Here is a 20,281-nt window from a genome sequence, read left to right as displayed (position 1 = left end):
GATCACGACTCCCTGGATGCGCGGCCGAGGGTCTGCAGGTGCGCCAGCGAGCCGTATCGGGACACGAGCCGGCCGAACTCCACGTCGTCGTGGAACTCCAGGCGTCCGCCGCCGTAGGCCTTCGCGGTCTCGACGGCGAACCGGGCGGCGGCCGCGATGTCGGTCTCGTGGCTCGCGCCCGTCTGGCAGCCGGGCACCGCCGCGGCCGAGGTGACCGCGAGGCCGACGACCGGGGCGGCCGTCGCCGTGGCCGGCTGAAGGATCGAATTGATGTGGTGTACACCGTTACCGTAGGGGGTGATGTCCTGCGTGGTCACCGGGTACGTGACCAACGGCTCACCGGTGACCACGGCCAGCAGCTCCCCCAGCTGCTCGCTGACCTTGAGCACCCAGCCCTCCTTGACGGTGGGCGACAGGGCCAGGCCCTTGTGGTTGATGATCCGGTTGCCCTTGGTGGTGTCGATGGAGAGCACCGCCTCCATCTCGTCCGTCACCTCGTGCCGGTTCATGGTGGCGATGTCGACCGGCGAGTCCATGAACGGCACCGGGTCGTGCGGTGCGGTCGGCGCGTTCGGGCAGATGTGGGTGGCCACGATCACGTCGCCGTCGAGCACGTCGCCGCGGCGCCGCATGTCCAGCAGCTTGGCGGCGGTGGCGAGCGCGGCGACGGCGCCGTCCGCGTCCGAGACCAGGCCGGTGATCTGCGGGCGAGCACCCACACCGCCGAGCCGTCCGACCACACCGAGGGTGCGCGAGGCGCCACCGCGGCTGCGGCCGGTGCGGCCCGCCACACGCACGAGGACGAAGTCCGTGGAGCCCCGCTCACCGGTGACGGTGGTGACCTGAGCGCCGGAGCCGGCGGGGCCCGCCACGGAGTCGAGGTAGGCGGCGACTCGCTTGCCGTCGGCATCGGGATCGTCCAGCAGATCCACGATGTCCAGGACGTACTTCAACATGGGCAGCTTCTCCTGATCCGCACCTGGGGCGGTGCTGACAGAAGATTCGGGATCCGTTAACCTTCTTCGCAACTGTTTCCCGTTATCTGCAATTCAGGTCTGAATGGCGAGATGGGCGGACGGGCAGACGTCATTCGGAGAGGAGTTGCCGTGCCTGACATCCCTGTCGACCGGAAGACACCGGCCGGGGCACTGCAGACCGTCGACCGCGCCCTGCTGGTGCTGCTCGCGTTCGAGCGCACGCGGCCCGACTGGGGGGTGACGGAGGTCGCCACCGAGTTCGGCTGGGACACCTCGGTCGCACAGCGGCTGCTGTCCACCCTGGCCGGGCGCGGCTTCCTGGTGTCCGACCCGGCGACCCGCCGCTACCGGATCGGTCCCGCCGCCCTGCGACTGGGCCGCCTCTGGGAGCGCTCCGGCTCGCTGGAACTGCTCGCCGAACCGGTCCTTCAGGAACTGCGCGCCGCGACCGGGGACACGGTCCTGTTCTGTCTGCCCGACAGCTTCCACATGCGGTGCGTGGCGGCGGTCGAGGGCGAGGAGGGGCCGCTGCGGTACTACCCTCTGGTCGGCGAGCTGTACCCGGCGCACGCGGGTGCGACCAGCAAGTCGTACTACGCGTTCCTGCCCGACGAGCAGCGCCACCGGCTCTTCCGCGGCCGCCCCATGGCCCGGTTCACCGAGCGCACGGTCACCGACCCCGACCAGCTGGAACGCGAGTTCCGTCAGGTGCGGGCGCAGGGGTACGCGTGGACGATCGGCGAGTACGACGAGGGCATCGGCACCGTCGCCGTGCCGGTCTTCCTCGGCGCCGAGCCCTACGGCAGCCTCAGCCTGGGGGCCGCCAGGGAGCGCTTCCCGGACGGTCCCGAGGACCGGCTCGACGCGCTGCGCAAGGCGGCCCGCCTACTGGAGCAGCGGCTGACGCACCCGCCCCAGCACCACCGCCGCCCGCGCACCCGTACGGCCTGAAGCATCGAACCCATGGTGAGGAACACCCCTTGAACCTGCTGCTCCTGTCCAACTCCACCCAGTACGGCCGTGGTTACCTGGAACACGCCCTCGACACCGTGACCGCGTTCCTGCCGGCCCGAGCACGGCTCGCGTTCGTGCCCTACGCGCTCGCCGACCACGACGCCTACACCGCCAAGGTGCGCGACGCGCTCACCGGCGCCGGCATCGACGTGCACGGGGTGCACGAGGGCGGTGACCCGGTCGGCCGGCTCGCCGAGGCGGACGCCGTGTTCGTCGGCGGCGGCAACTCCTTCCGGCTGCTGACCGCCCTGTACCGGACGGGCCTGCGGGACGCGCTGATCGAGGCGGTCGGGGACGGGCTGCCCTACATGGGCGCCAGCGCGGGCACCAACATGGCCGCTCCCACGCTGCGCACCACCAACGACATGCCGATCGTCCAGCCCCCGTCCTTCGAGGCGCTGGGACTGGTCCCGTTCCAGATCAATCCGCACTACCTCGACCCTGATCCGCGCTCCACGCACAAGGGTGAGACCCGAGAGGAGCGCCTGACGGAATTCCTCGAGGAGAACGACGTGCCGGTGCTCGGCCTGCGCGAAGGCTCCTGGCTGCGCGTGGCCGGAAACCGCGCCGCGGTCGGCGGCGAGAACGACGCGCGTCTCTTCCGCCGCGGCACGGCGCCGCGGGAGGTGCCGGTCGGCTCGGACGTGTCCGAACTGCTCGCCGTCACACCGGAGTACGACACACCGGCGCGGTAGGGCCGGGAGCGGGCCGCACAAGGACCGGGACGGCCGGGTGCCCGGCGCGGGCGAGACCCGCGCGGGGCGGCGCGGCTGCGGTTGAGGCCGGCAGTCCGGGCTGCGGTTCAGGCCGGCAGTCGCGGCACGCTGTCGAGCAGGCGGCGGGTGTAGGGGTGCGCGGGCCGGCCCAGGACCTGGGCGGTGTCGCCGTGTTCGACCACACGGCCACGTTCCAGGACGGCGGTGCGCTCGCACAGGGAGGCGACGACCGACAGGTCGTGGGAGACCATCACGAGGGTCAGACCCTGCTCCTGTTTGAGTTCGGCCAGCAGGTCGACGACCTTCACCCGGGTGGTGACGTCGAGCGCGCTCACGGGTTCGTCGGCCAGCAGGACCCGCGGGGTGCAGACGGTGGCGCGGGCGATGGCGATCCGCTGGCGCTGGCCGCCGGAGAACTCGTGCGGATAGCGGTCCGCCGCGTCGGCCGGCAGACCCACTCGTTCCAGGGCCGCGGCCACCTTCGGCCGGGCCGTGGCGCGGCTGTCGATGCCGAGGGAGATGAGCGGCTCGGCCACGGTGGCCCCGACGCGGCGGCGCGGGTCGAGCGAGGAGTAGGGGTCCTGGAACACGCACTGGACGCTGCGCCGGAAGCGGCGCATCTGTTCCCGGTCCCGCGGGGACAGGGCGGCGCCGTCGAAGCGGACCTGGCCGGTCGTGGGGCGGGCGAGGCCCAGCAGCAGCCGCAGCAGCGTGGTCTTGCCGGCTCCGGACTCGCCGACGAGCGCGAGACTGTGTCCGGCCTCGACCTCGAGGGAGACGTCCTCGACCACGTCGGCCGTGCTGCCCCGGTAGCGCAGCGCGATGCCGGACAGTTCGAGTACGGGGGTCATCGCGCGCTCCTCAGGTCCAGGGCGGATTCCAGGCGCCGGGCGCTGGCGACGAGGGCCTTGGTGTACTCCTCACGGGGTGCGCCGACGATGGCGTCGACCGGGCCCTCCTCCACGGCCCGCCCGTCCTTCAGCACCAGGGCGCGGTCGGTCACCTTGGCCACCACGGCGAGGTCGTGGCTGACGAACAGCACGGCCATGTCCCGGTCACGGACCAGCGTGTCGATGAGTTCCAGCATCTCGGCCTGGACGGACACGTCCAGGGCGGTGGTCGGCTCGTCCGCGATGAGCAGTTTCGGTTCGCAGGCCAGGGCCATGGCGAGGGCCACGCGCTGGCGCTGCCCGCCGGAGATCTCGTGCGGGAACGCGCGGGCGATGCGCTCGGGGTCGGGCAGCCGGACCTGTTCGAGCGTGTGCGCCACGGCCCGCTGAAGGTCCCTGCCCTTCAGGCCGGTGCGCCTGCGAAGGGGTTCGGCGATCTGGCGGCCCACCCGCATCAGCGGGTCGAGCGCGGTGAGCGGTTCCTGGAAGACGACGGCCGCGTCCCGGCCGCGCAGGGAGGTGAGCCGCTTCTCGGGGGCGCCGACGACCTGGGTGCCGGCGAGTTCGACGCTGCCGGTGGCGGTCATGCCGTCGGGCAGCAGACCGAGAACGGCGAGCGTGGTCAGGGACTTGCCGGAGCCGGACTCGCCGATGAGGCCGAGGCGTTCACCGCCGGCCACGGTGAAGGACAGGTCGTCGACCAGGGTGCGGCCGTCACTGGTGCAGACGGTCAGCCCGTGTACGTCGAGGAGGTTCACGCGCGCCTCCGGCGGGTGGCCGGGTCGAGGGTGTCGCGCAGGCCGTCGGCGATGAGGTTGACGCCGATGACGAGCAGGACGAGCAGGATGCCGGGGGCCAGCGCGCCCACCGGGGCGGTGGTGAAGGTGGCCTGGGCCTCCTGGAGCATCCGGCCCCACGAGGCGTTCGGCGGGGGCGCGCCGAGACCGAGGTAGGACAGTCCGGCCTCGGCCAGTACGGCGAGACCGAACTGGAGGGCGAGGTTGACCACGAGGGTGGGCCAGATGTTGGGCAGCACATGGCCGACGACGGTCCTGGACCAGGAGGTGCCGGAGGCGCGGGCCGCGGTGATGTAGTCCTGCGCCAGCACGCGCTTGACGAGGATGCGCACCAGCCGGGCGACGACCGCGCTCTGCGCCAGGCCGATCGCGAGGACGGCAGAGCCGAGGGTCGCCGAGCGGGCGGCGACGATGAGCATCGCGAGCAGCAGCGTCGGGAAGGCGATGAGGATGTCGAGGAACGCCGAGAGCGTGTCGTCGAGCCAGCCCTGCGCGAACGCGGCGAGCACACCGAGGGTGACGCCGATCGCGGCGGCGACGAGCACCGACCCGAGGCCCGCCTCGACGGCGATCCGCGAGCCGGTCATCACCTGGGTGAACAGGTCGCGCCCGAGCTTGTCGGTGCCCAGCAGATGCCCGTTCCCGGGACCGGCCAGGCGCCCGCCGGAGGTGTCGTCGGCGGGGTAGGGCAGCCAGAACAGGGAGACCAGGGCGAGCAGGGCGATGAGGCCGGCCAGGAGGCAGCCGACGACGAGCGTGGCGGAGCGCCGAGAGCCCCGTCCGCTCGGTGAGGTCTTCTCCGGCCGGACGGTGGGCAGCGTGTCCGCCTGGGTCATCGGGCACCTCCGGAGAGTCGGCCGCGCAGGCGCGGGTCGATGATCCGCTGGACGAGGTCGGCGGCGAAGCCGATGAGCAACACGGCGAGGGTGGAGACGAACAGCACGCCCTGGATGACGGGGTAGTCGTGCTGGGCGATGGCGGTGGCGAGCATGGAGCCGAGGCCGGGCAGCGCGTACACCGATTCCACGACGACCGCGCCGAGCAGGGTCGAGGCGAGTTCGATGCCGAGGACGGAGATGACCGGTACGGAGGCGTTGCGCAGGCCGTGCCGCCACATCGCCCCGCCGAAGGACGAGCCCAGGGCGCGGGCGGTGCGCAGGTAGTCGCTGCCGAGGACGTCGAGGGTGGCGGAGCGGACGTAGCGGATCAGGGACGCGCTCATCACCAGGGCGATGGTGACCACCGGCAGGACGAGGGAGCGGATCGCCTCGGCGGGCTCCGACCAGCCGTCCGGGGGGAAGCCGCCGGCCGGGAGCCAGCCGGCGTTCAGCGAGAACACGGCGATGAGGACCATGCCGAGCCAGAACACCGGGACGGCGATGCCCAGTTGGGACACGCCGCTGAGCAGTGCGCCGTACCGGGTGTGCCGCTTGTGCGCCGCGACGAACCCGGCGGGCACGGCGAGGACGACGGCGAGGGCGAACGCGGCCAGCGTGAGCGGCACGGTGACGCTCAGCCGGGAGGCGACCTCGGGTCCGACGGGCAGCGAGCTGACGAAGGAGGTGCCGAGGTCGCCGCTCGCCAGCTGCCCGAGCCAGTGGACGAACTGCTCGGGCAGCGGCTTGTCGGACCCGATGGAATGCCGTGCCGCGGCGATCTGTTCCGGGCTCGCGCCCACCGCGGTGAGTGCGTTGGCCGGGTCGCCGGGCAGCATGCGCAGCAGGACGAACAGCACCACGCTCGCCAGGGCCAGCGACACCAGGAGGAAGGCGAAGCGGCGCAGGAGATAGCGGGCCATCAGCCCGTCTTCTTGATGTCGTAGGCGTAGAACTGCGAGTTGAGGCCGTTGAGCGGGTAGCCGGACAGCTTGCTGCCGGCGACGACGATCTGCGGGTAGAGGTACAGCCAGTCGCTGGCCGCGTCCTCGGCGGTCTTGCGGTTGACCTTCTTCAGCAGTTCGGTCTGCTCGGCGGTGGTGGAGGCCTGTTCGGCCTGCTCGACCCACTGCGTGACCTGCTTGTCGTCGTAGCCCCAGTAGAAGTCGGGGTTGCCGTACCAGACGAGGTCGCGGTCGTTGACGTGCTCCTGGAGCGTGGCCGTGAAGTCGTGGTTCTTGTAGACCTTCGTGTACCACTCGTCCGGCGTGATCGTGTTGATCTCGACGGTGACGCCGACCTTGGCGAGCTCGGACTTGATGAAGGTCGCGGCGGTGGGGTGCGGGTCGTAGTTCGGGGTGTCGAGGGTGAAGCTGAAGCCCTTGGCGTAGCCGGCCTCGGCGAGCAGCTTCTTGGCACGTGCCGGGTCGTACGCGTTGACCTTGGTGAGGTCCTCGTACCAGGGGTCGGTGGGCGGCACCATCGAGCCGATGAGCTTGCCGTAGCCGCCCCAGACGGACTCCAGCAGCTTCTTGTCGTCGATGGCGGAGGACACGGCCTGGCGCACCTTGACGTCGGTGAACGGCTTGGCCTTGTCGTTGAAGGCCAGCAGCAGCTTGGTGGTGGAGTCGCCGTCGTTGACCTTGTAGTTCTGGTTGCTCTTGAACTGGTCGAGGGCGTCGGGCGACTGCTCGCTGGTGACCACGTCGACGGCGTTGGTCAGCAGCGCGTTGTTGAGGGCGGTCGCGTCCTTGTAGTAGTGGAAGACGACCTTCTTGTTGCTGGCGGCGTTGCCCCAGTAGCCGGCGAACCGGTCCATACTCAGGGCGGAGCCGCGGGTCCACTTGTCGAGCCGGTAGGGGCCGGTGCCGTCCTCGGTCGTCTTCAGCTTCTTCGCCTGGGAGTTGATGACCCAGACGTAGGAGAGGTTGTAGACGAAGGAGATCGACTTCTTGGACAGCGTGACCTTGACGGTCCGCGCGTCGGGGGTGGCGATGTCCTTGATGACCTGGAGGTTGCTCTTGCGCGCGGACTGGGAGTCGTCCGCGATGACCTTCTCCAGGCTGTACTTGACGTCTTCGCTGGTGAGGGCCTTGCCACTGTGGAACTTCACGCCGTCGCGGAGGGTGAAGGTGTAGGTGAGTCCGTCACCGCCGACCTTGTAGTCCTGGGCGAGCAGTTTCTCGACCTTGCCGTCGTCGGTGAGCTTGAACAGCCCTTCGTAGACGTTGCCGTTGAGGGCCTCGGTGACGCCCTGGCCGCCGCCCGCGGTGTTGTCGAGGTTCTGCGGCTCGTAGAGGGAGCCGATGTTGACGGTGGCGTCCTTGTTCCAGGCGCCGCCCGAGGCGCTGCCGCCCGAGCCGGAGCCGCCGCAGGCGGTCAGGGTGAGGGCGAGGGTGGCCGCGGTGGCGGTGGCGTACAGGGACGTCTTCTTGATGTTCATGAGTGAGGGCGCTTTCGTGCTGTGGTGCGGGCGGCTACGGGGTGATCAGTGCTGGGCCGGGAAGCCGCCGCGGAAGACGGGGAGCTTCTCACCGGCCTCGACGGGCAGGTGGAAACGGTTCTGCCGCGGCGGCATCGGACAGTTGTACTGATCGGAGAATCCGCAGGGCGGCACGAAGGCGCGGTTGAAGTCGAGCAGGACGCGGTCGTCCTCGGTGCGCTGGACGAAGAGGAAGCGGCCGGCGCCGTAGGTGGTGTCACCGTTGGTGGGGTCGCCGAAGACGAGCAGCAGGGTGCCGTCGTCGTCGAAGGCGCTGAGGGTGTAGGCACGGCCGTCGACGGTGAGCGTGATGTCACCGGGGACGACGAGTTCGCGGGTGCCGCCGTTGTCCCGGATGTGCTCGAAGGCCACGCGCCGGGCTCCGGGCACGGGCGTATAGGTCGCCTCGAGCACCCAGGCGGGGTCGTAGGGGAAAGCGTCGACCCGGTCGAAGTGGCGGACGGCGGGCGAGTCGGCGTCCCAGAACCGCAGGCCGTGCTCGGGCTCGCCGGTGACGAGGTCGGTGCGCTGGAGCGGGGTGACGGTCACCGTGTGCGGCTGCCCCGCACGCGCGGCGTCGGCGTCCGGGCGCTCACCGGCCGGCAGCCAGCGGGTCTCGACGAGGGCGAGGTTGCCCGTCGGCGCGGTGAGGGCCCGATGGCGTTCGGACCGCCATGCGTCCCACTCCCCCGCGGGGTCGGTTGTGGGCTGGTCGGTGATGGGGTGGGACATGTCAGGACTCATTCGCGCAGCGTTCGTCGGCATCACGCCGCAGATGCCACGCCGCGTGAATTGATGGCCAAAGCGTCACCTTTATCTTCCATAAGGCTCTCTAATGTCAAATGAGATCCACAGCTCGGACGGCGGCCCGGACGGCAGACCGGGCACGGCCGGTCGGCCCGCCGTCCGGTGCCCCGCGTCAGTGACGCAGCAGCAGCGTGACACCGGCCACGACGGCGCCGAGCACGATCGCCGCGACGCCGTGGGCGACGCGGTGCGAGCGCAGCCCGGGCAGCAGCCGGTCCACGGCGATCCGGCCGGGGCCGGTCAGAGCGAGGGCCACCGCGGACAGGGCGATGAGGAGCTCGTACTCGACGCCCTGCGGGGCGAAGAAGCCGCCGCCCCACTTGACGGAGATCGCGTTGACCAGCGTGCCGGCGACAGCCGCGGCGGCGAGCGGGGTGAGCAGGCCGAGCGCGAGGCCGAGCCCGCCGAGGGTCTCGCTGAGCCCGGCCACGACGGCGAACGCCCTGGGCGAGGGGTAGCCGGAGGCGGCGAAGAACTGCCCGGTGCCGTCGACACCGCCCCCTCCGAACCAGCCGAACAGCTTCTGGGCGCCGTGCGCGGCCATGGTCAGCCCGAGTGCGAGGCGCAGGACGAGCAGGCCGGCGTCGTAGGCGTGGGTAGGGGTCGCCGGGGCCTTCTCCGGCGCGACGGCGGGGCGGGACAGGGTGGCGTCAGGAGTGGTCAAGGTGGGGCTCCTCGCGGGTCGGGCGGCGGGATCTCGCGGCACTGGGCGGCGGGACCCCGGGGTTAACTTGAATCTTCAAGCTAACCCGGATGGTGCCAGTGCTACAACTTTCAAGCAGCGCGGTGACGCTGACCGGGCTGCCTCGTCCCCAGGAGTGTGGTTACGTCGGAGGTGGCGGCTCGTCGCCGGCCAAAGGGGCATCACGATGACCGCACACCACACGGCCCGGCAGGTCCTGGCCGGCCTGGACACCACCCTGACCGAGGGCCTCGAAGCGCTCTACCAGGACCTGCACGCCCACCCCGAGCTGTCCTTCGAGGAGCACCGCACGGCCGCCGAAGTCTCCCGCCGCGCACGGGACTTGGGGTTCGAGGTGACCGAGGGCGTCGGGCGGACCGGCGTCGTGGCCAGGCTGGTGAACGGCCAGGGCCCGATCGTGCTCCTGCGCGCCGACTTCGACGCGCTGCCCGTCACCGAGCGGACCGGGCTGCCGTACGCCTCGACGAACGAGGGCGTGATGCACGCGTGCGGCCACGACGTGCACGTCACCTGCCTGTTCGGTGCCATGGCACTCCTGGCCGGCGCCCGCGACAGGTGGTCGGGCACCGTGCTGGCCGTGTTCCAGCCGGCCGAGGAGCTGGGCCAGGGCGCCCAGGCCATGGTCGACGACAACCTGTACGCCCGGTTCGGCACCCCCGGCGTCGTCCTCGGCCAGCACGTGATGGCGATCCCGGTCGGCACCATCGCCTGCCACCCCGGTCTCGCCTTCGCCGCCACCGACGCACTCGAGGTGCGCATGTTCGGGCGCGGAGCCCACGCGTCGATGCCGGAAGCGGCGATCGACCCGGTGGTGATGGCGGCCTCCACCGTGATGCGGTTGCAGACCGTGGTCTCCCGCGAGATCGCCTCCGCGGACCGGGCCGTGGTCACCGTCGGCGCCCTGCAAGCCGGCGCCAGGGACAACATCATCCCGGACGAGGCCCGGCTCCGGCTCAACATCCGCACCTACACCCCGCAGGTCCGCCGGACCGTGCTGGGCGCGGTGGAGCGGATCGTCCGCGGCGAGGCGGCGGCCGCCGGGGCGCAGCGGGATCCCGAGATCAGCACCCTGCACACCTTCCCGCTGATGGTCAACGACGAGGAGGCGTGCGCCCGCACTATGGCCGCCATCGGCGACGTGGTCGGCCACGACCGGCTGACCGACCTTGGCGCCTCCTCCGGCAGTGAGGACGTCGGTGTCTTCGGCACCAGCGCGAACGCGCCGGTCTGCTACTGGCTCCTCGGCGGCGTCGATCCCGACGTCTACGCGAAGGCCGAGGCCGCGGGCACCAGGAGCCGTGACATCCCGCAGAACCACTCACCGTTCTTCGCACCCGTCATGCGGCCCACCCTCACCAACGGCGTCACGGCGCTGACCACCGCGGCCCTCGCATGGCTCGGCCCGGCCCCACATTCCGTAAAACCTGCCTGAACGAAAGCCGGATCAAGTAGGGTCACCCGATGTGAACACCGGATCGGCGCCACGCCACACACGGACGGGCAACCCGGTGGAGGGCTGATCGCACCGCGGGTGCGGAGACGGCACCCTCTCGGATCGGCACGCGGGCCTCCCCGTGCTCGTGCACCACGACGAGTACGTTTCCGTGCCGGACCAACAGTCAGGTCAGCCGAATGACAGCCACGTTCAACCACACCATCATCGCCTCCAAGGACCGCGAAGAGTCGGCCCGCTTCTTCCGAGAGCTGCTTGAAGTGCGGGCAGCGCCGTCCTGGGGCCCGTTCACCAACATCCAGCTCGCCGACGGCGTGCTGCTCCAGTTCGCCGAGCCGCCGGTGGAGATCCAGATGCAGCACTACGCGTTCCTGGTCGACGACGGCCTGTTCGACCGGGCGTATCAGCGGCTGCGGGATCGCGACATCGAGCACTGGGCCGATCCGCACATGCGACTCCCTGGCGAGATCAACCACGAGCACGGCGGTCGAGGGGTCTACTTCAAGGACCCCGCCGGTCACGGGATCGAGCTGATCACCCGCCCGTACCTGTAACCGGGGCAGAGTCTGGTCGGGCACCTGGAACCTGGTGCCCGGCCGGGCGTTCGGCGCGCCGACGAACCCGAGGCGGTTCACCCGGGTGGCGCCTGGTGGGACCGGACCGGTCAGAAATGGAGAAGCGCCGGGCGCCGGGTCACACGTAGCGTGGGCCGAGCCGTCCAGCGATCACGGCGATGACCTGTGTGGATTCGCTGATTCCGCGGCTGGAGGGTGCGCGGGGGCGAAGGGCGAGGATAATGCCTTGGTTCTCGCGCGGAGCGCGACCCGGTGAGCGTCGGTCGGACGGGCGTCGCGCGACCCCGGCCCGCCACCGCCGCTCAGGCGGGCACCCACCGTCGCCGCGAAGGCGGCCCAGCCTCACGGATGGAGACACGATGAGCAAGGCCACGAGGACGGACACGCCGTCGCCCGCGCCGCACGCTGCCGACAGCCACGACATGATCCGCGTGCACGGCGCGCGCGAGAACAACCTCAAGGACGTCAGCATCGAGATCCCGAAGCGGCGTCTGACGGTGTTCACCGGAGTCTCCGGCTCGGGCAAGAGCTCACTGGTGTTCGACACGATCGCCGCCGAGTCGCAGCGGCTGATCAACGAGACCTACAGCGCCTTCGTGCAGGGCTTCATGCCGACCCTGGCCCGGCCCGAGGTCGACGTCCTCGACGGGCTGACGACCGCGATCATCGTCGACCAGCAGCGGATGGGCGGCGACCCCCGCTCCACGGTCGGCACCGCCACCGACGCCAACGCGATGCTGCGCATCCTCTTCAGCCGGCTCGGGCAGCCGCACATCGGCTCGCCCAAGGCGTTCTCCTTCAACGTGCCCTCGATCAGCGGAGCGGGCGCGGTCACCGTGGAACGCGCCGGAAAGACCGTGAAGGAGCGGCGCAGCTTCAGCATCACCGGCGGCATGTGCCCGCGTTGCGAGGGCCGGGGCACGGTCTCCGACGTCGACCTCACCCAGCTCTACGACGACTCCAAGTCGCTCACCGAGGGCGCGCTGACCATCCCCGGCTACAAGCCGGGCGGCTGGAACCACCGGCTCTACAGCGAGTCCGGCTTCTTCGACGCGGACAAGCCGATCCGCAAGTACACCGAGCAGGAGCTGCACGACTTCCTGCACCGCGAGCCGACCAGGATGAAGATCGCGGGCATCAACATGACCTACGAGGGTCTGATCCCGAGGATCCAGAAGTCGATGCTCTCCAAGGACCGGGAGTCGATGCAGCCGCACATCCGGGAGTTCGTGGACCGGGCGATCACCTTCACCGACTGTCCCGAGTGCGAGGGCACCCGGCTCAGCGAGGCGGCCCGGTCGTCGCGGATCGGCGGGACCAGTATCGCCGACGCCTGCGCGATGCAGATCAGCGATCTGGCCGAATGGGTCCGCGGTCTGGACGAGCCGTCGATGGGGCCGCTGCTCGCCACGTTGCAGCAGACCCTCGACTCGTTCGTGGAGATCGGCCTGGGCTACCTCTCGCTCGACCGCCCGTCGGGCACGCTGTCGGGCGGCGAGGCGCAGCGCGTGAAGATGATCCGCCACCTCGGCTCCTCGCTCACCGACGTCACCTACGTCTTCGACGAGCCCACCACCGGCCTGCACCCGCACGACGTCCAGCGGATGAACGACCTGCTGCTGCGGCTGCGGGACAAGGGCAACACCGTGCTCGTCGTGGAGCACAAGCCGGAGATCATCGCGATCGCCGACCACGTCGTCGACCTCGGTCCCGGGGCCGGCACGGCGGGCGGCGCCGTCTGCTTCGAGGGCACCGTCGAGGGGCTGCGGGCCAGTGGCACGCTCACCGGCCGCCACCTCGACGACCGGGCCTCCCTCAAGAAGACGGCGCGCAAGCCGACCGGCACGTTGGAGATCCGTGGCGCGACCACGCACAACCTGCGCGGCGTCGACGTCGACATACCGCTCGGGACGCTCGTCGTCGTCACCGGTGTGGCCGGTTCCGGCAAGAGTTCGCTCGTGCACGGATCGATCCCGGCCGGCGCGGGTGTGGTGTCGGTCGACCAGGGCGCGATCCGCGGCTCGCGGCGCAGCAACCCGGCGACGTACACCGGACTGCTCGACCCGATCCGCAAGGCGTTCGCCAAGGTCAACGGGGTGAAGCCGGCGCTGTTCAGCGCCAACTCCGAGGGCGCCTGCCCCACATGCAACGGCGCCGGAGTCATCTACACCGACCTGGCGATGATGGCCGGCGTCGCCACCACGTGCGAGGAGTGCGAGGGGAAGCGGTTCGACGCGTCGGTGCTGGAGTACCACCTCGCCGGCCGTGACATCAGCGAGGTGCTGGCGATGCCGGTCGCCGAGGCCGAGGAGTTCTTCGGCGCCGATGAGGCCCGCACTCCGGCCGCGCACCGCATCCTCGGCCGGCTCGCCGACGTCGGGCTCGGCTACCTCACCCTGGGCCAGCCGCTCACCACGCTGTCCGGCGGCGAGCGGCAGCGGCTCAAGCTGGCCACCCACATGGCCGAGAAGGGCGGCGTCTACGTCCTCGACGAGCCGACCGCCGGTCTGCACCTCGCCGACGTCGAGCACCTGCTCGGCCTGCTCGACCGGCTCGTCGACTCCGGCAAGTCGGTGATCGTCGTCGAGCACCACCAGGCGGTCATGGCGCACGCCGACTGGATCATCGACCTCGGTCCCGGTGCCGGTCACGACGGCGGCCGGGTCGTCTTCGAGGGCACGCCGGCCGACCTCGTCGCCGCCCGCTCCACCCTCACCGGGCAGCACCTCGCGACCTACGTCGGCGCCTGACCGAGGCCCTGACAGCTCCGTGGGACGGATCGCGCATCCGCTGCGACTCGTCCCACGGCGCTGCTCCGGTTGCCGGGCGGCCTCAGCCGCGGACAGCCCAGAGCCAGATGCTCGCGTGTTCCATTCCCGGGGTCTCCTCTCGTCCGGCTGTACGAGGCCGGGCGTCACCAGCCGAGAGCGAGGCCGTCGCCGCGCGGGTCCGCGCCGCCCATCAGGACGTCGTCGGTGACGCGGATGGCCTGGGCGTGCCCCATCACGCCGTCCCAGCCGCCGACCTCGCGGACCGGGTGTCCCCAGGTTCGCAGTTCGTCCAGCGTCTCGGAGGAGAAGCGGTCCTCCATCCGGAGATCGCGTCGGTCGTCCCCCCAGGTGCGGCCGTACAGCCAGCGCGGCGCGTCGATGGCCGCCTGGACGTCCCTGCCGAAGTCGACCACCCGTGTGACCAGGGCGTTCGACGTCTGCGGCTGGCCCTCGCCGCCCATGGTTCCGTAGACGAGGTCCAGCTTCTCGCCGCGGAAGAGCATGCCGGGCATGAGGGTGTGGAAGGTCCGCTTGCCGGGTTCGAGGCGGTTCGGGTGTGCCTCGTCCAGGGAGAAGAACGATCCGCGGTTGTGCATCAGCACCCCGGTGCGGCCCGCGATGAACCCGGAGCCGAACTCGTGGTAGAGGCTCTGGATCACCGAGACCGCGTTGCCGGCCGAGTCCACCACGACGCTGCACGTGGTGTCGCCGCCCATCCGTGCCCCCGGTCCCGCGGGAGCCGGCCGGGGCTCCACGCGCTTGCTCAGTTCGGCCGCGTAGTCCTTGGACAGCAGGTCCCGCAGGGGGATGTCGTGGAAGTCGGGGTCGGTGAGGTACCGGTCCCGGTCGGCGAACGCCAGGCGTGTCGCTTCCACCAGCAGGTGGACGTACTCGGGGCCGCTGTCGGTCATGCCGCCGAGGTCGAAGTTCTCGACGATGTTCAGGGCCATCAGGTGCGCGAACCCCTGCGAGTTCGGCGGGGCCTGGTAGCAGCGGTATCCGCGGTACGTCGTGGAGATCGGTTCGGTCCAGTCCGACCGGTGGGCGGCCAGGTCCTCGGTGGTGAGCAGGCCGCCTGCCTGTTGCAGGCTCGTCGCGATCTCCTCGGCCACGGGGCCCTCGTAGAACCCGGGCCGGCCCTTCTCCGCGACGGTCTCGAGCGTTTCGGCCAGCTGCGGCAGCGCGAGGACGTCCGCCATGATCGGGGGCCGGTCCTGCGGCAGCAGCGTACGTCGGGTGAGCGGATGGGCGCTGAGGACGTGCGCGACCTCAGCGGCGCAGGCGGCGTAGCTGTCGCAGACGGCGAAGCCCTCCCGGGCGTAGGTGATGGCCGGCTGGAGCAGGCGGGCCAGCGGAAGGCTGCCGAAACGTTCGTGCGCGGTGCACCAGCTGTCGACGGCGCCGGGCACGGTCACCGAGGCGAGCGGCCCCCGGGTGGGGATCTCCTGGTGGTCGCGCTGCCGGAAGTACGGACGGGTCGCGTGGGCGCCGGCCCGGCCGCTGCCGTTGAGCGCGTGGACCCGGCCCGTGGCGGCGTCGTGGATGAGCCAGAAGGCGTCCCCGCCCGGTCCTGTCATGTGCGGGTAAACCACGCCGAGCGTCGCGTTGACGGCGATCGCGGCGTCCACGGCCGTGCCGCCCTCCTGCAACACCTGGAGGCCGGCCGTGGAGGCGAGGTAGTGCGGTGTACTGACCATCCCGTTGCGTGCCAGGGCGACAGGGCGGGTGGTGCGCGTCATACCGGTCTCCCCATTGCATACGATATTAAGTAGGCAATATTCTTGGATCGGGACGATCCCCTGTCCAGAGGTCGTACCGAATCTTTCTCCCGGCACAGCACACAGGCTGGGGTTGCCGGTTCACCCTCCCGTGACCTGAGTCTTTCGTCTAGCCGCCGATGGCGGACATGGGGCGCGGGGGCTGGAGGAAGGACGGGTCGTCGAGGCCGGAGCCCGCCTTCTTGCCCAGCGTCGCCGCCCGCCACAGGGCGGCGACCTCCTTGTCGGACGCCCCGGAGCGCAGCGCGGTGCGCAGGTCGGTCTCCTCCCTGGCGAACAGGCAGTTGCGGACCTGGCCGTCCGCGGTGAGCCGGGTGCGGTCGCAGGCCCGGCAGAAGGGCCGGGTCACCGAGGCGATCACCCCCACCGTGGCCGGTCCCCCGTCGACCAGCCACCGCTCCGCGGGAGCCGAACCGCGCTGCCCCCTCCGCTCCGGGGTGAGGGAGAAGCACGCGGCCAGCTTCCGCAGGATCTCCGCCGCGGTCACCATCTGCTCGCGCTGCCAGCCGTGTTGGGCGTCCAGCGGCATCTGCTCGATGAACCGCAGGTGGTAACCGTGCCTGACGGCCCAGGCCAGCAGCTCGGCCGGCTCGTCGTCGTTGATCTCGCGCATCAGCACCGAGTTGACCTTCACCGGTTCCAGCCCGGCCTCGCGGGCCGCGGTCAGCCCGGCGAGCACCTCCCGGTGCCGGTCGCGGCGGGTGAGCGCCTTGAAGCGGTCCGGGCGCAGGGTGTCCAGCGAGACGTTGACCCGGTCGAGCCCGGCCTCCCGGAGCGCGCCCGCGGTGCGGGCCAGCCCGATCCCGTTGGTGGTCAGCGACAGCTCCGGCCGCGGGGTGAGCTCGGCGCAGCGGGCGACGATGCCGGCCAGACCGGGGCGCAGCAGCGGCTCGCCACCGGTGAAACGCACCTGCGTGACGCCCAGGTCGGTGACCGCGATCCGCACCAGCCTGACGACCTCGTCGTCGGTGAGCAGCCGGGGCCTGGCCAGCCAGGCCAGCCCCTCCTCGGGCATGCAGTAGGTGCACCGCAGGTTGCAGCGGTCGGTCAGCGAGACCCGTAGATCGGTGGCGATCCGGCCGTGGGTGTCGATCAGCATGGGGTCCGCCTCCCTCGGGGCGACGCGTGGAGCGGCCGGACGCCCTCGCGCCCGGCCGCTCCAGGTCACAGTGCCTTGAGTTCCTCGGTGATCTCGGCGACGGAGGACTTCGCGTCGCCGAAGAGCATCGACGTCTTGGCGTCGAAGTACAGCTCGTTCTCGATGCCGGCGAACCCGGGGTTCATCGAGCGCTTGAGCACGATGACCGACTTCGCGTGATCCACGTTGAGGATCGGCATCCCGTAGATCGGCGAGCTGGGATTCGAACGGGCGGCGGGGTTGGTGACGTCGTTGGCGCCGATCACCAGGGCCACGTCGGTGCGGCCGAACTCCCCGTTGATGTCGTCCATCTCCTTGAGCTGTTCGTACGGCACGTCGGCCTCGGCGAGCAGGACGTTCATATGGCCGGGCATGCGTCCGGCGACCGGGTGGATGGCGTGTTTGACCTCCACGCCGCGCTGCTCGAGCAGGCCGGCCATCTCGCGTACGGCGTGCTGCGCCTGCGCGACGGCCATGCCGTAGCCGGGGACGACGACGACCTGGCTCGCGTAGGCCATCTGGATGGCGGCGTCGGCCGCGCTGGTCTGCCGTACCGTCTGGTCCGCAGGGCCGCCTCCCGGTCCCGCGGTGGCGCCGGTCCCGCCGAACCCGCCGGCGACGATGGCCGGGATCGAGCGGTTCATCGCCTTGGCCATCAGGTCGGTCAGGATGGTGCCGGAGGCGCCGACGATCATGCCCGCGACGATCATCGCCGTGTTGTCCAGCGCCAGGCCGGTGGCCGCCGCGGACAGTCCGGTGAAGGCGTTGAGCAGCGAGATCACCACCGGCATGTCGGCGCCGCCGATCGGCAGCACCACCATCACGCCGAGCACCGCCGCGGAGACCAGCACGCCGATGATCAGCGCCTCGGAGCCGTGCCCCAGGCCGATGCCGACCGCGCAGACCACCGAGACCAGCAGCAGCGCCAGGTTGAGCGGTTGCTGGCCCCGGCCGAGACCGATCGGCCTGCCCGGCAGGATCTCCTGGAGCTTGCCGAAGGCGATGAGCGATCCCCAGAAGGAGAGCGAGCCGACGATCGCGGCGAACAGCGACGTGACGACGACGTAGCCGGCCTCCGTCGCGTAGCCGTGGCTGTCGCGGAACTCCACCCAGGAGATCAGGGCGACGGCGCCGCCGCCCACTCCGTTGAACAACGCCACCATCTGCGGCATCGCGGTCATCTTGACCCGCCGCGCCGCCGGTACGCCTATCACCGTGCCCAGGACCAGGCCGAGCCCGATCAGCAGCCAGTTGCCCGTCCCGGGGGTCAGCAGGGCGGCCACGGTCGCGATCAGCATGCCCGCCGCCGCCGTGAGGTTGCCTCGAACCGCCGTCCGCGGTCCGGTCAGGCCCATGAGACCGTGGATGAAAAGGGCGAACGCGACGATGTAGAGAAGCGTGATCAGGTCATCCACGGCCGACCGCGTCCTTTCCGGCTGCGGCGCCGTCCGGCGCCTTCTTGAACATGCCGAGCATGCGATCGGTCACCAGGAACCCGCCGACCACGTTGATCGTGCCGAACACGATCGCGACGACCAGCAGCACTCGCTCGAAGGGGCCCGACGCGGAGCGGCCGAGCAGGACCAGGCCGCCGAGCAGGACGATGCCGTGGATGGCGTTGGTGCCGGACATCAGCGGGGTGTGCAGGGTGTTGGGCACCTTGGAGATCACCGCGAAGCCGACGAATCCGGCCAGCACCAGGATCGCCAGGTTGGCCAGGAACATCATCGGGCCTCCGTGAGCTGGTCGCTGTTCTGGGTCACGCAGCAGGCGGCGAGGATCTCGTCCTCGAGGTCCGGCGCGAACTCGCCGTCGTTCAGCATGAGTTCGAGCAGTGCCTGGACGTTCCGCGCGTACAGTTCGCTGGCGTGCTCGGGCAGCGTGGCCGGCAGGTTCAGCGGCGCCGCGACGATGACGTCGTGCCACACCACGGTCTCCCCCGGTGTGGTGAGTTCGCAGTTGCCGCCGGTCTCTCCGGCGAGGTCGACGACCACGCTGCCGGGCCGCATCCGCCGTACGGCCTCGGCGGTGACCAGCTTCGGCGCCGGGCGTCCCGGGACCAGCGCCGTCGTGATCACCACGTCGAAGCCGGCGATCGCCTCGCTCAACCGCCGCTGCTGCTCGGCCTGTTCCTCCTCGGTCAGGGCACGGGCGTAGCCGCCCTCCCCTGATGCCTCGACACCCAGCTCCAGCCACTGCGCGCCGAGCGAGCGGACCTGCTCGGCGACTTCGGGCCGGACATCGAAGCCCGTGGTGCGGGCGCCAAGACGTTTGGCGGTGGCCAGTGCCTGGAGCCCCGCGACACCCACTCCGAGCACCAGGACCGTGGCCGGCTTCACCGTTCCGGCGGCGGTGGTGAGCATCGGGAAGAAACGGGTGGCGTTCTGGGCGGCGACCAGCACCGCCTGGTAGCCGGCGACATTGGCCTGCGAGGAGAGCGCGTCCATGGACTGGGCGCGGGAGATGCGCGGAACGGCCTCCATCGCGTAGCCGGCGACGCCGGTCAGGCGCAGCTGCTCGGTGATCTCCGGCCTGGTCAGCGGCGCCAGGAAACCGATCACGGCGGATCCGGGGCTCAGCAGGCCGATCTCGTGGGGCGTCGGCGGGTTCACCTTGACCACGACGTCGGCCGCCCACGGTTCTCCGATGGTGGCCCCGGACTGCTCGTACTGCTCGTCGGGGATCAGTGCCCCGGCCCCGGCCCCGGCCTCCACCACGACGGAGAGGCCCGCGGCGCGCAGCCGTTCGACGACTTTGGGCACCAGTGCGACACGGCGTTCGCCCGTCGCACTCTCCCGGGGGACTCCGATCAGCGTCATGTTCCTCTTCCTGGCTGTGAGGGGGCGGGGCGTTCGCCGTCTGACGGCGCGCCGCCGTCCGGTACGGACCAGGCCGCGGCGAGCTTGTTCACGGTCTCGGCGGCGGTCTCGGGCGCGATGCCGCGTCCCACGGCGACACCCAGCAGGTAGGTGGTGAGCGGTGCGGCCGGGCGGGCCACCTGGTGCGCGACGTTCTTCGCGACGTCCAGCACCTCGTCCCGGTCCAGCGCGTCCCGGCTCACTCCGAGTTCACCGGCCACCTGGGCGATCCATCTCTCCAGGGGGTTCACGTCACACCGCCTGCCGGGCCAGTGCCGCGGTCTCGGTCGGGGTGTTGCCGACCTTGACGCCCGCGGCCTCCAGGGCCTCCTTCTTGGCCTGGGCGGTGCCGGAGGAACCCGAGACGATGGCACCCGCGTGGCCCATGGTCTTGCCCTCCGGCGCGGTGAAGCCCGCGACGTAACCGACGACCGGCTTGGTCACGTT

Annotated in this window: 19 protein-coding genes and 1 pseudogene; 5 read left to right on the top strand and 15 right to left on the bottom strand. The window is 70.9% G+C overall.

Features of this window, described 5'->3' with window-relative positions; genetic code table 11:
- Positions 1-2: 2 nt before the first annotated feature.
- A complete protein-coding gene (locus tag ACFY4A_RS06620) occupies positions 3-956 on the bottom strand; it encodes a DUF1177 domain-containing protein (protein ID WP_390828294.1) in 954 nt (317 codons plus the stop codon).
- A gap of 111 nt (positions 957-1,067) precedes the next feature.
- Here ACFY4A_RS06620 and ACFY4A_RS06615 point away from each other — a divergent pair, with 111 nt between their 5' ends.
- Both ACFY4A_RS06615 and pepE read left to right on the top strand, forming a co-directional pair.
- Complete coding sequence (locus ACFY4A_RS06615) at positions 1,068-1,928, top strand: IclR family transcriptional regulator (RefSeq protein ID WP_390828293.1); 861 nt, start codon at positions 1,068-1,070, stop codon at positions 1,926-1,928.
- Positions 1,929-1,957: 29 nt separating this feature from the next.
- On the top strand, positions 1,958-2,686 hold the full coding sequence (pepE, locus tag ACFY4A_RS06610) for a dipeptidase PepE (RefSeq protein WP_390828292.1): 729 nt from the start codon (positions 1,958-1,960) through the stop codon (positions 2,684-2,686).
- Positions 2,687-2,793: 107 nt separating this feature from the next.
- Here pepE and ACFY4A_RS06605 read toward each other — a convergent pair whose 3' ends face one another.
- The 7 genes from ACFY4A_RS06605 to ACFY4A_RS06575 form a co-directional block, all read right to left on the bottom strand.
- The gene (locus ACFY4A_RS06605; RefSeq protein WP_390828291.1) at positions 2,794-3,558 is read right to left on the bottom strand and encodes an ABC transporter ATP-binding protein; all 765 of its coding nucleotides are present in this window, start codon (positions 3,556-3,558) and stop codon (positions 2,794-2,796) included.
- Positions 3,555-4,355 carry an ATP-binding cassette domain-containing protein gene (locus ACFY4A_RS06600; protein ID WP_390828290.1) on the bottom strand — a complete coding sequence of 267 codons (801 nt, stop codon included), beginning with the start codon at positions 4,353-4,355 and terminating at the stop codon, positions 3,555-3,557. The genes ACFY4A_RS06605 and ACFY4A_RS06600 overlap by 4 nt, the downstream gene beginning before the upstream one ends.
- Positions 4,352-5,230 (bottom strand): ABC transporter permease, encoded by an 879-nt coding sequence (locus tag ACFY4A_RS06595; RefSeq protein WP_390828289.1) that lies wholly within the window; start codon positions 5,228-5,230, stop codon positions 4,352-4,354. The genes ACFY4A_RS06600 and ACFY4A_RS06595 overlap by 4 nt, the downstream gene beginning before the upstream one ends.
- Positions 5,227-6,192: an ABC transporter permease gene (locus tag ACFY4A_RS06590; RefSeq protein ID WP_390828288.1), complete on the bottom strand. Its 966-nt coding sequence runs from the start codon at positions 6,190-6,192 to the stop codon at positions 5,227-5,229. The genes ACFY4A_RS06595 and ACFY4A_RS06590 overlap by 4 nt, the downstream gene beginning before the upstream one ends.
- Positions 6,192-7,712 carry an ABC transporter substrate-binding protein gene (locus ACFY4A_RS06585; RefSeq protein ID WP_390828287.1) on the bottom strand — a complete coding sequence of 507 codons (1,521 nt, stop codon included), beginning with the start codon at positions 7,710-7,712 and terminating at the stop codon, positions 6,192-6,194. The genes ACFY4A_RS06590 and ACFY4A_RS06585 overlap by 1 nt, the downstream gene beginning before the upstream one ends.
- A 45-nt stretch (positions 7,713-7,757) precedes the next feature.
- On the bottom strand, positions 7,758-8,483 hold the full coding sequence (locus ACFY4A_RS06580; RefSeq protein ID WP_390828286.1) for a DUF1684 domain-containing protein: 726 nt from the start codon (positions 8,481-8,483) through the stop codon (positions 7,758-7,760).
- 187 nt (positions 8,484-8,670) lie between these two features.
- Positions 8,671-9,222, bottom strand: coding sequence for a DoxX family protein (locus ACFY4A_RS06575; protein WP_390828285.1), 552 nt, complete (start codon positions 9,220-9,222; stop codon positions 8,671-8,673).
- Between the two features lie 205 nt (positions 9,223-9,427).
- On the opposite strand from ACFY4A_RS06575, the gene ACFY4A_RS06570 reads away from it, so the two are divergent.
- The 3 genes from ACFY4A_RS06570 (at position 9,428) to ACFY4A_RS06560 (ending at position 14,039) form a co-directional block, all read left to right on the top strand.
- Positions 9,428-10,693, top strand: a complete 1,266-nt coding sequence (locus ACFY4A_RS06570) for an amidohydrolase (protein ID WP_390828284.1) — start codon at positions 9,428-9,430, stop codon at positions 10,691-10,693.
- Between the two features lie 200 nt (positions 10,694-10,893).
- On the top strand, positions 10,894-11,268 hold the full coding sequence (locus ACFY4A_RS06565; protein WP_390828283.1) for a VOC family protein: 375 nt from the start codon (positions 10,894-10,896) through the stop codon (positions 11,266-11,268).
- A 380-nt stretch (positions 11,269-11,648) separates the two neighbouring features.
- The gene (locus ACFY4A_RS06560) at positions 11,649-14,039 is read left to right on the top strand and encodes an ATP-binding cassette domain-containing protein (protein ID WP_390828282.1); all 2,391 of its coding nucleotides are present in this window, start codon (positions 11,649-11,651) and stop codon (positions 14,037-14,039) included.
- Positions 14,040-14,203: 164 nt separating this feature from the next.
- Here the strand turns inward: ACFY4A_RS06560 and ggt are convergent, their stop codons facing one another.
- The 7 genes and pseudogenes from ggt to ACFY4A_RS06525 form a co-directional block, all read right to left on the bottom strand.
- The gene (gene ggt / locus ACFY4A_RS06555) at positions 14,204-15,799 is read right to left on the bottom strand and encodes a gamma-glutamyltransferase (protein ID WP_390828281.1); all 1,596 of its coding nucleotides are present in this window, start codon (positions 15,797-15,799) and stop codon (positions 14,204-14,206) included.
- A 148-nt stretch (positions 15,800-15,947) separates the two neighbouring features.
- Entirely contained in the window at positions 15,948-16,937 is a 990-nt protein-coding gene (moaA, locus tag ACFY4A_RS06550) for a GTP 3',8-cyclase MoaA (RefSeq protein WP_390828280.1), read from the bottom strand.
- A 65-nt stretch (positions 16,938-17,002) separates the two neighbouring features.
- Complete coding sequence (locus ACFY4A_RS06545) at positions 17,003-18,391, bottom strand: NAD(P)(+) transhydrogenase (Re/Si-specific) subunit beta (protein WP_390828279.1); 1,389 nt, start codon at positions 18,389-18,391, stop codon at positions 17,003-17,005.
- Positions 18,384-18,704, bottom strand: coding sequence for an NAD(P) transhydrogenase subunit alpha (locus ACFY4A_RS06540; RefSeq protein WP_390828278.1), 321 nt, complete (start codon positions 18,702-18,704; stop codon positions 18,384-18,386). The genes ACFY4A_RS06545 and ACFY4A_RS06540 overlap by 8 nt, the downstream gene beginning before the upstream one ends.
- Positions 18,701-19,795, bottom strand: coding sequence for a Re/Si-specific NAD(P)(+) transhydrogenase subunit alpha (locus ACFY4A_RS06535; protein WP_390828277.1), 1,095 nt, complete (start codon positions 19,793-19,795; stop codon positions 18,701-18,703). Before ACFY4A_RS06535 ends, ACFY4A_RS06540 begins: the two co-directional genes overlap by 4 nt.
- Complete coding sequence (locus ACFY4A_RS06530) at positions 19,792-20,085, bottom strand: DUF6457 domain-containing protein (protein ID WP_390828276.1); 294 nt, start codon at positions 20,083-20,085, stop codon at positions 19,792-19,794. The genes ACFY4A_RS06535 and ACFY4A_RS06530 overlap by 4 nt, the downstream gene beginning before the upstream one ends.
- Before the next feature lies 1 nt (position 20,086).
- Positions 20,087-20,281, bottom strand: a pseudogene (locus ACFY4A_RS06525) (succinate--CoA ligase subunit alpha); the annotation flags it as partial.

The sequence above is a fragment of the Streptomyces sp. NPDC001292 genome (assembly GCF_042896465.1).
In the GTDB taxonomy this organism is placed as follows: Bacteria; Actinomycetota; Actinomycetes; order Streptomycetales; family Streptomycetaceae; genus Streptomyces.
The sequence above is the reverse complement of the archived record's forward strand: the minus strand, read 5'-3'. Positions and strand labels throughout refer to the sequence as shown.

Coding starts and splice junctions, on each gene's coding strand:
- ACFY4A_RS06580 (WP_390828286.1), bottom strand. CDS start 8,483: ATGTCCCACCCCATCACCGACCAGCCCACAACCGACCCCGCGGGGGAG.
- ACFY4A_RS06560 (WP_390828282.1), top strand. CDS start 11,649: ATGAGCAAGGCCACGAGGACGGACACGCCGTCGCCCGCGCCGCACGCT.
- ACFY4A_RS06620 (WP_390828294.1), bottom strand. CDS start 956: ATGTTGAAGTACGTCCTGGACATCGTGGATCTGCTGGACGATCCCGAT.
- ACFY4A_RS06595 (WP_390828289.1), bottom strand. CDS start 5,230: ATGACCCAGGCGGACACGCTGCCCACCGTCCGGCCGGAGAAGACCTCA.
- ACFY4A_RS06605 (WP_390828291.1), bottom strand. CDS start 3,558: ATGACCCCCGTACTCGAACTGTCCGGCATCGCGCTGCGCTACCGGGGC.
- ggt (WP_390828281.1), bottom strand. CDS start 15,799: ATGACGCGCACCACCCGCCCTGTCGCCCTGGCACGCAACGGGATGGTC.
- ACFY4A_RS06535 (WP_390828277.1), bottom strand. CDS start 19,795: ATGACGCTGATCGGAGTCCCCCGGGAGAGTGCGACGGGCGAACGCCGT.
- ACFY4A_RS06590 (WP_390828288.1), bottom strand. CDS start 6,192: ATGGCCCGCTATCTCCTGCGCCGCTTCGCCTTCCTCCTGGTGTCGCTG.
- ACFY4A_RS06540 (WP_390828278.1), bottom strand. CDS start 18,704: ATGATGTTCCTGGCCAACCTGGCGATCCTGGTGCTGGCCGGATTCGTC.
- ACFY4A_RS06585 (WP_390828287.1), bottom strand. CDS start 7,712: ATGAACATCAAGAAGACGTCCCTGTACGCCACCGCCACCGCGGCCACC.
- ACFY4A_RS06565 (WP_390828283.1), top strand. CDS start 10,894: ATGACAGCCACGTTCAACCACACCATCATCGCCTCCAAGGACCGCGAA.
- moaA (WP_390828280.1), bottom strand. CDS start 16,937: ATGCTGATCGACACCCACGGCCGGATCGCCACCGATCTACGGGTCTCG.
- ACFY4A_RS06570 (WP_390828284.1), top strand. CDS start 9,428: ATGACCGCACACCACACGGCCCGGCAGGTCCTGGCCGGCCTGGACACC.
- ACFY4A_RS06615 (WP_390828293.1), top strand. CDS start 1,068: ATGGGCGGACGGGCAGACGTCATTCGGAGAGGAGTTGCCGTGCCTGAC.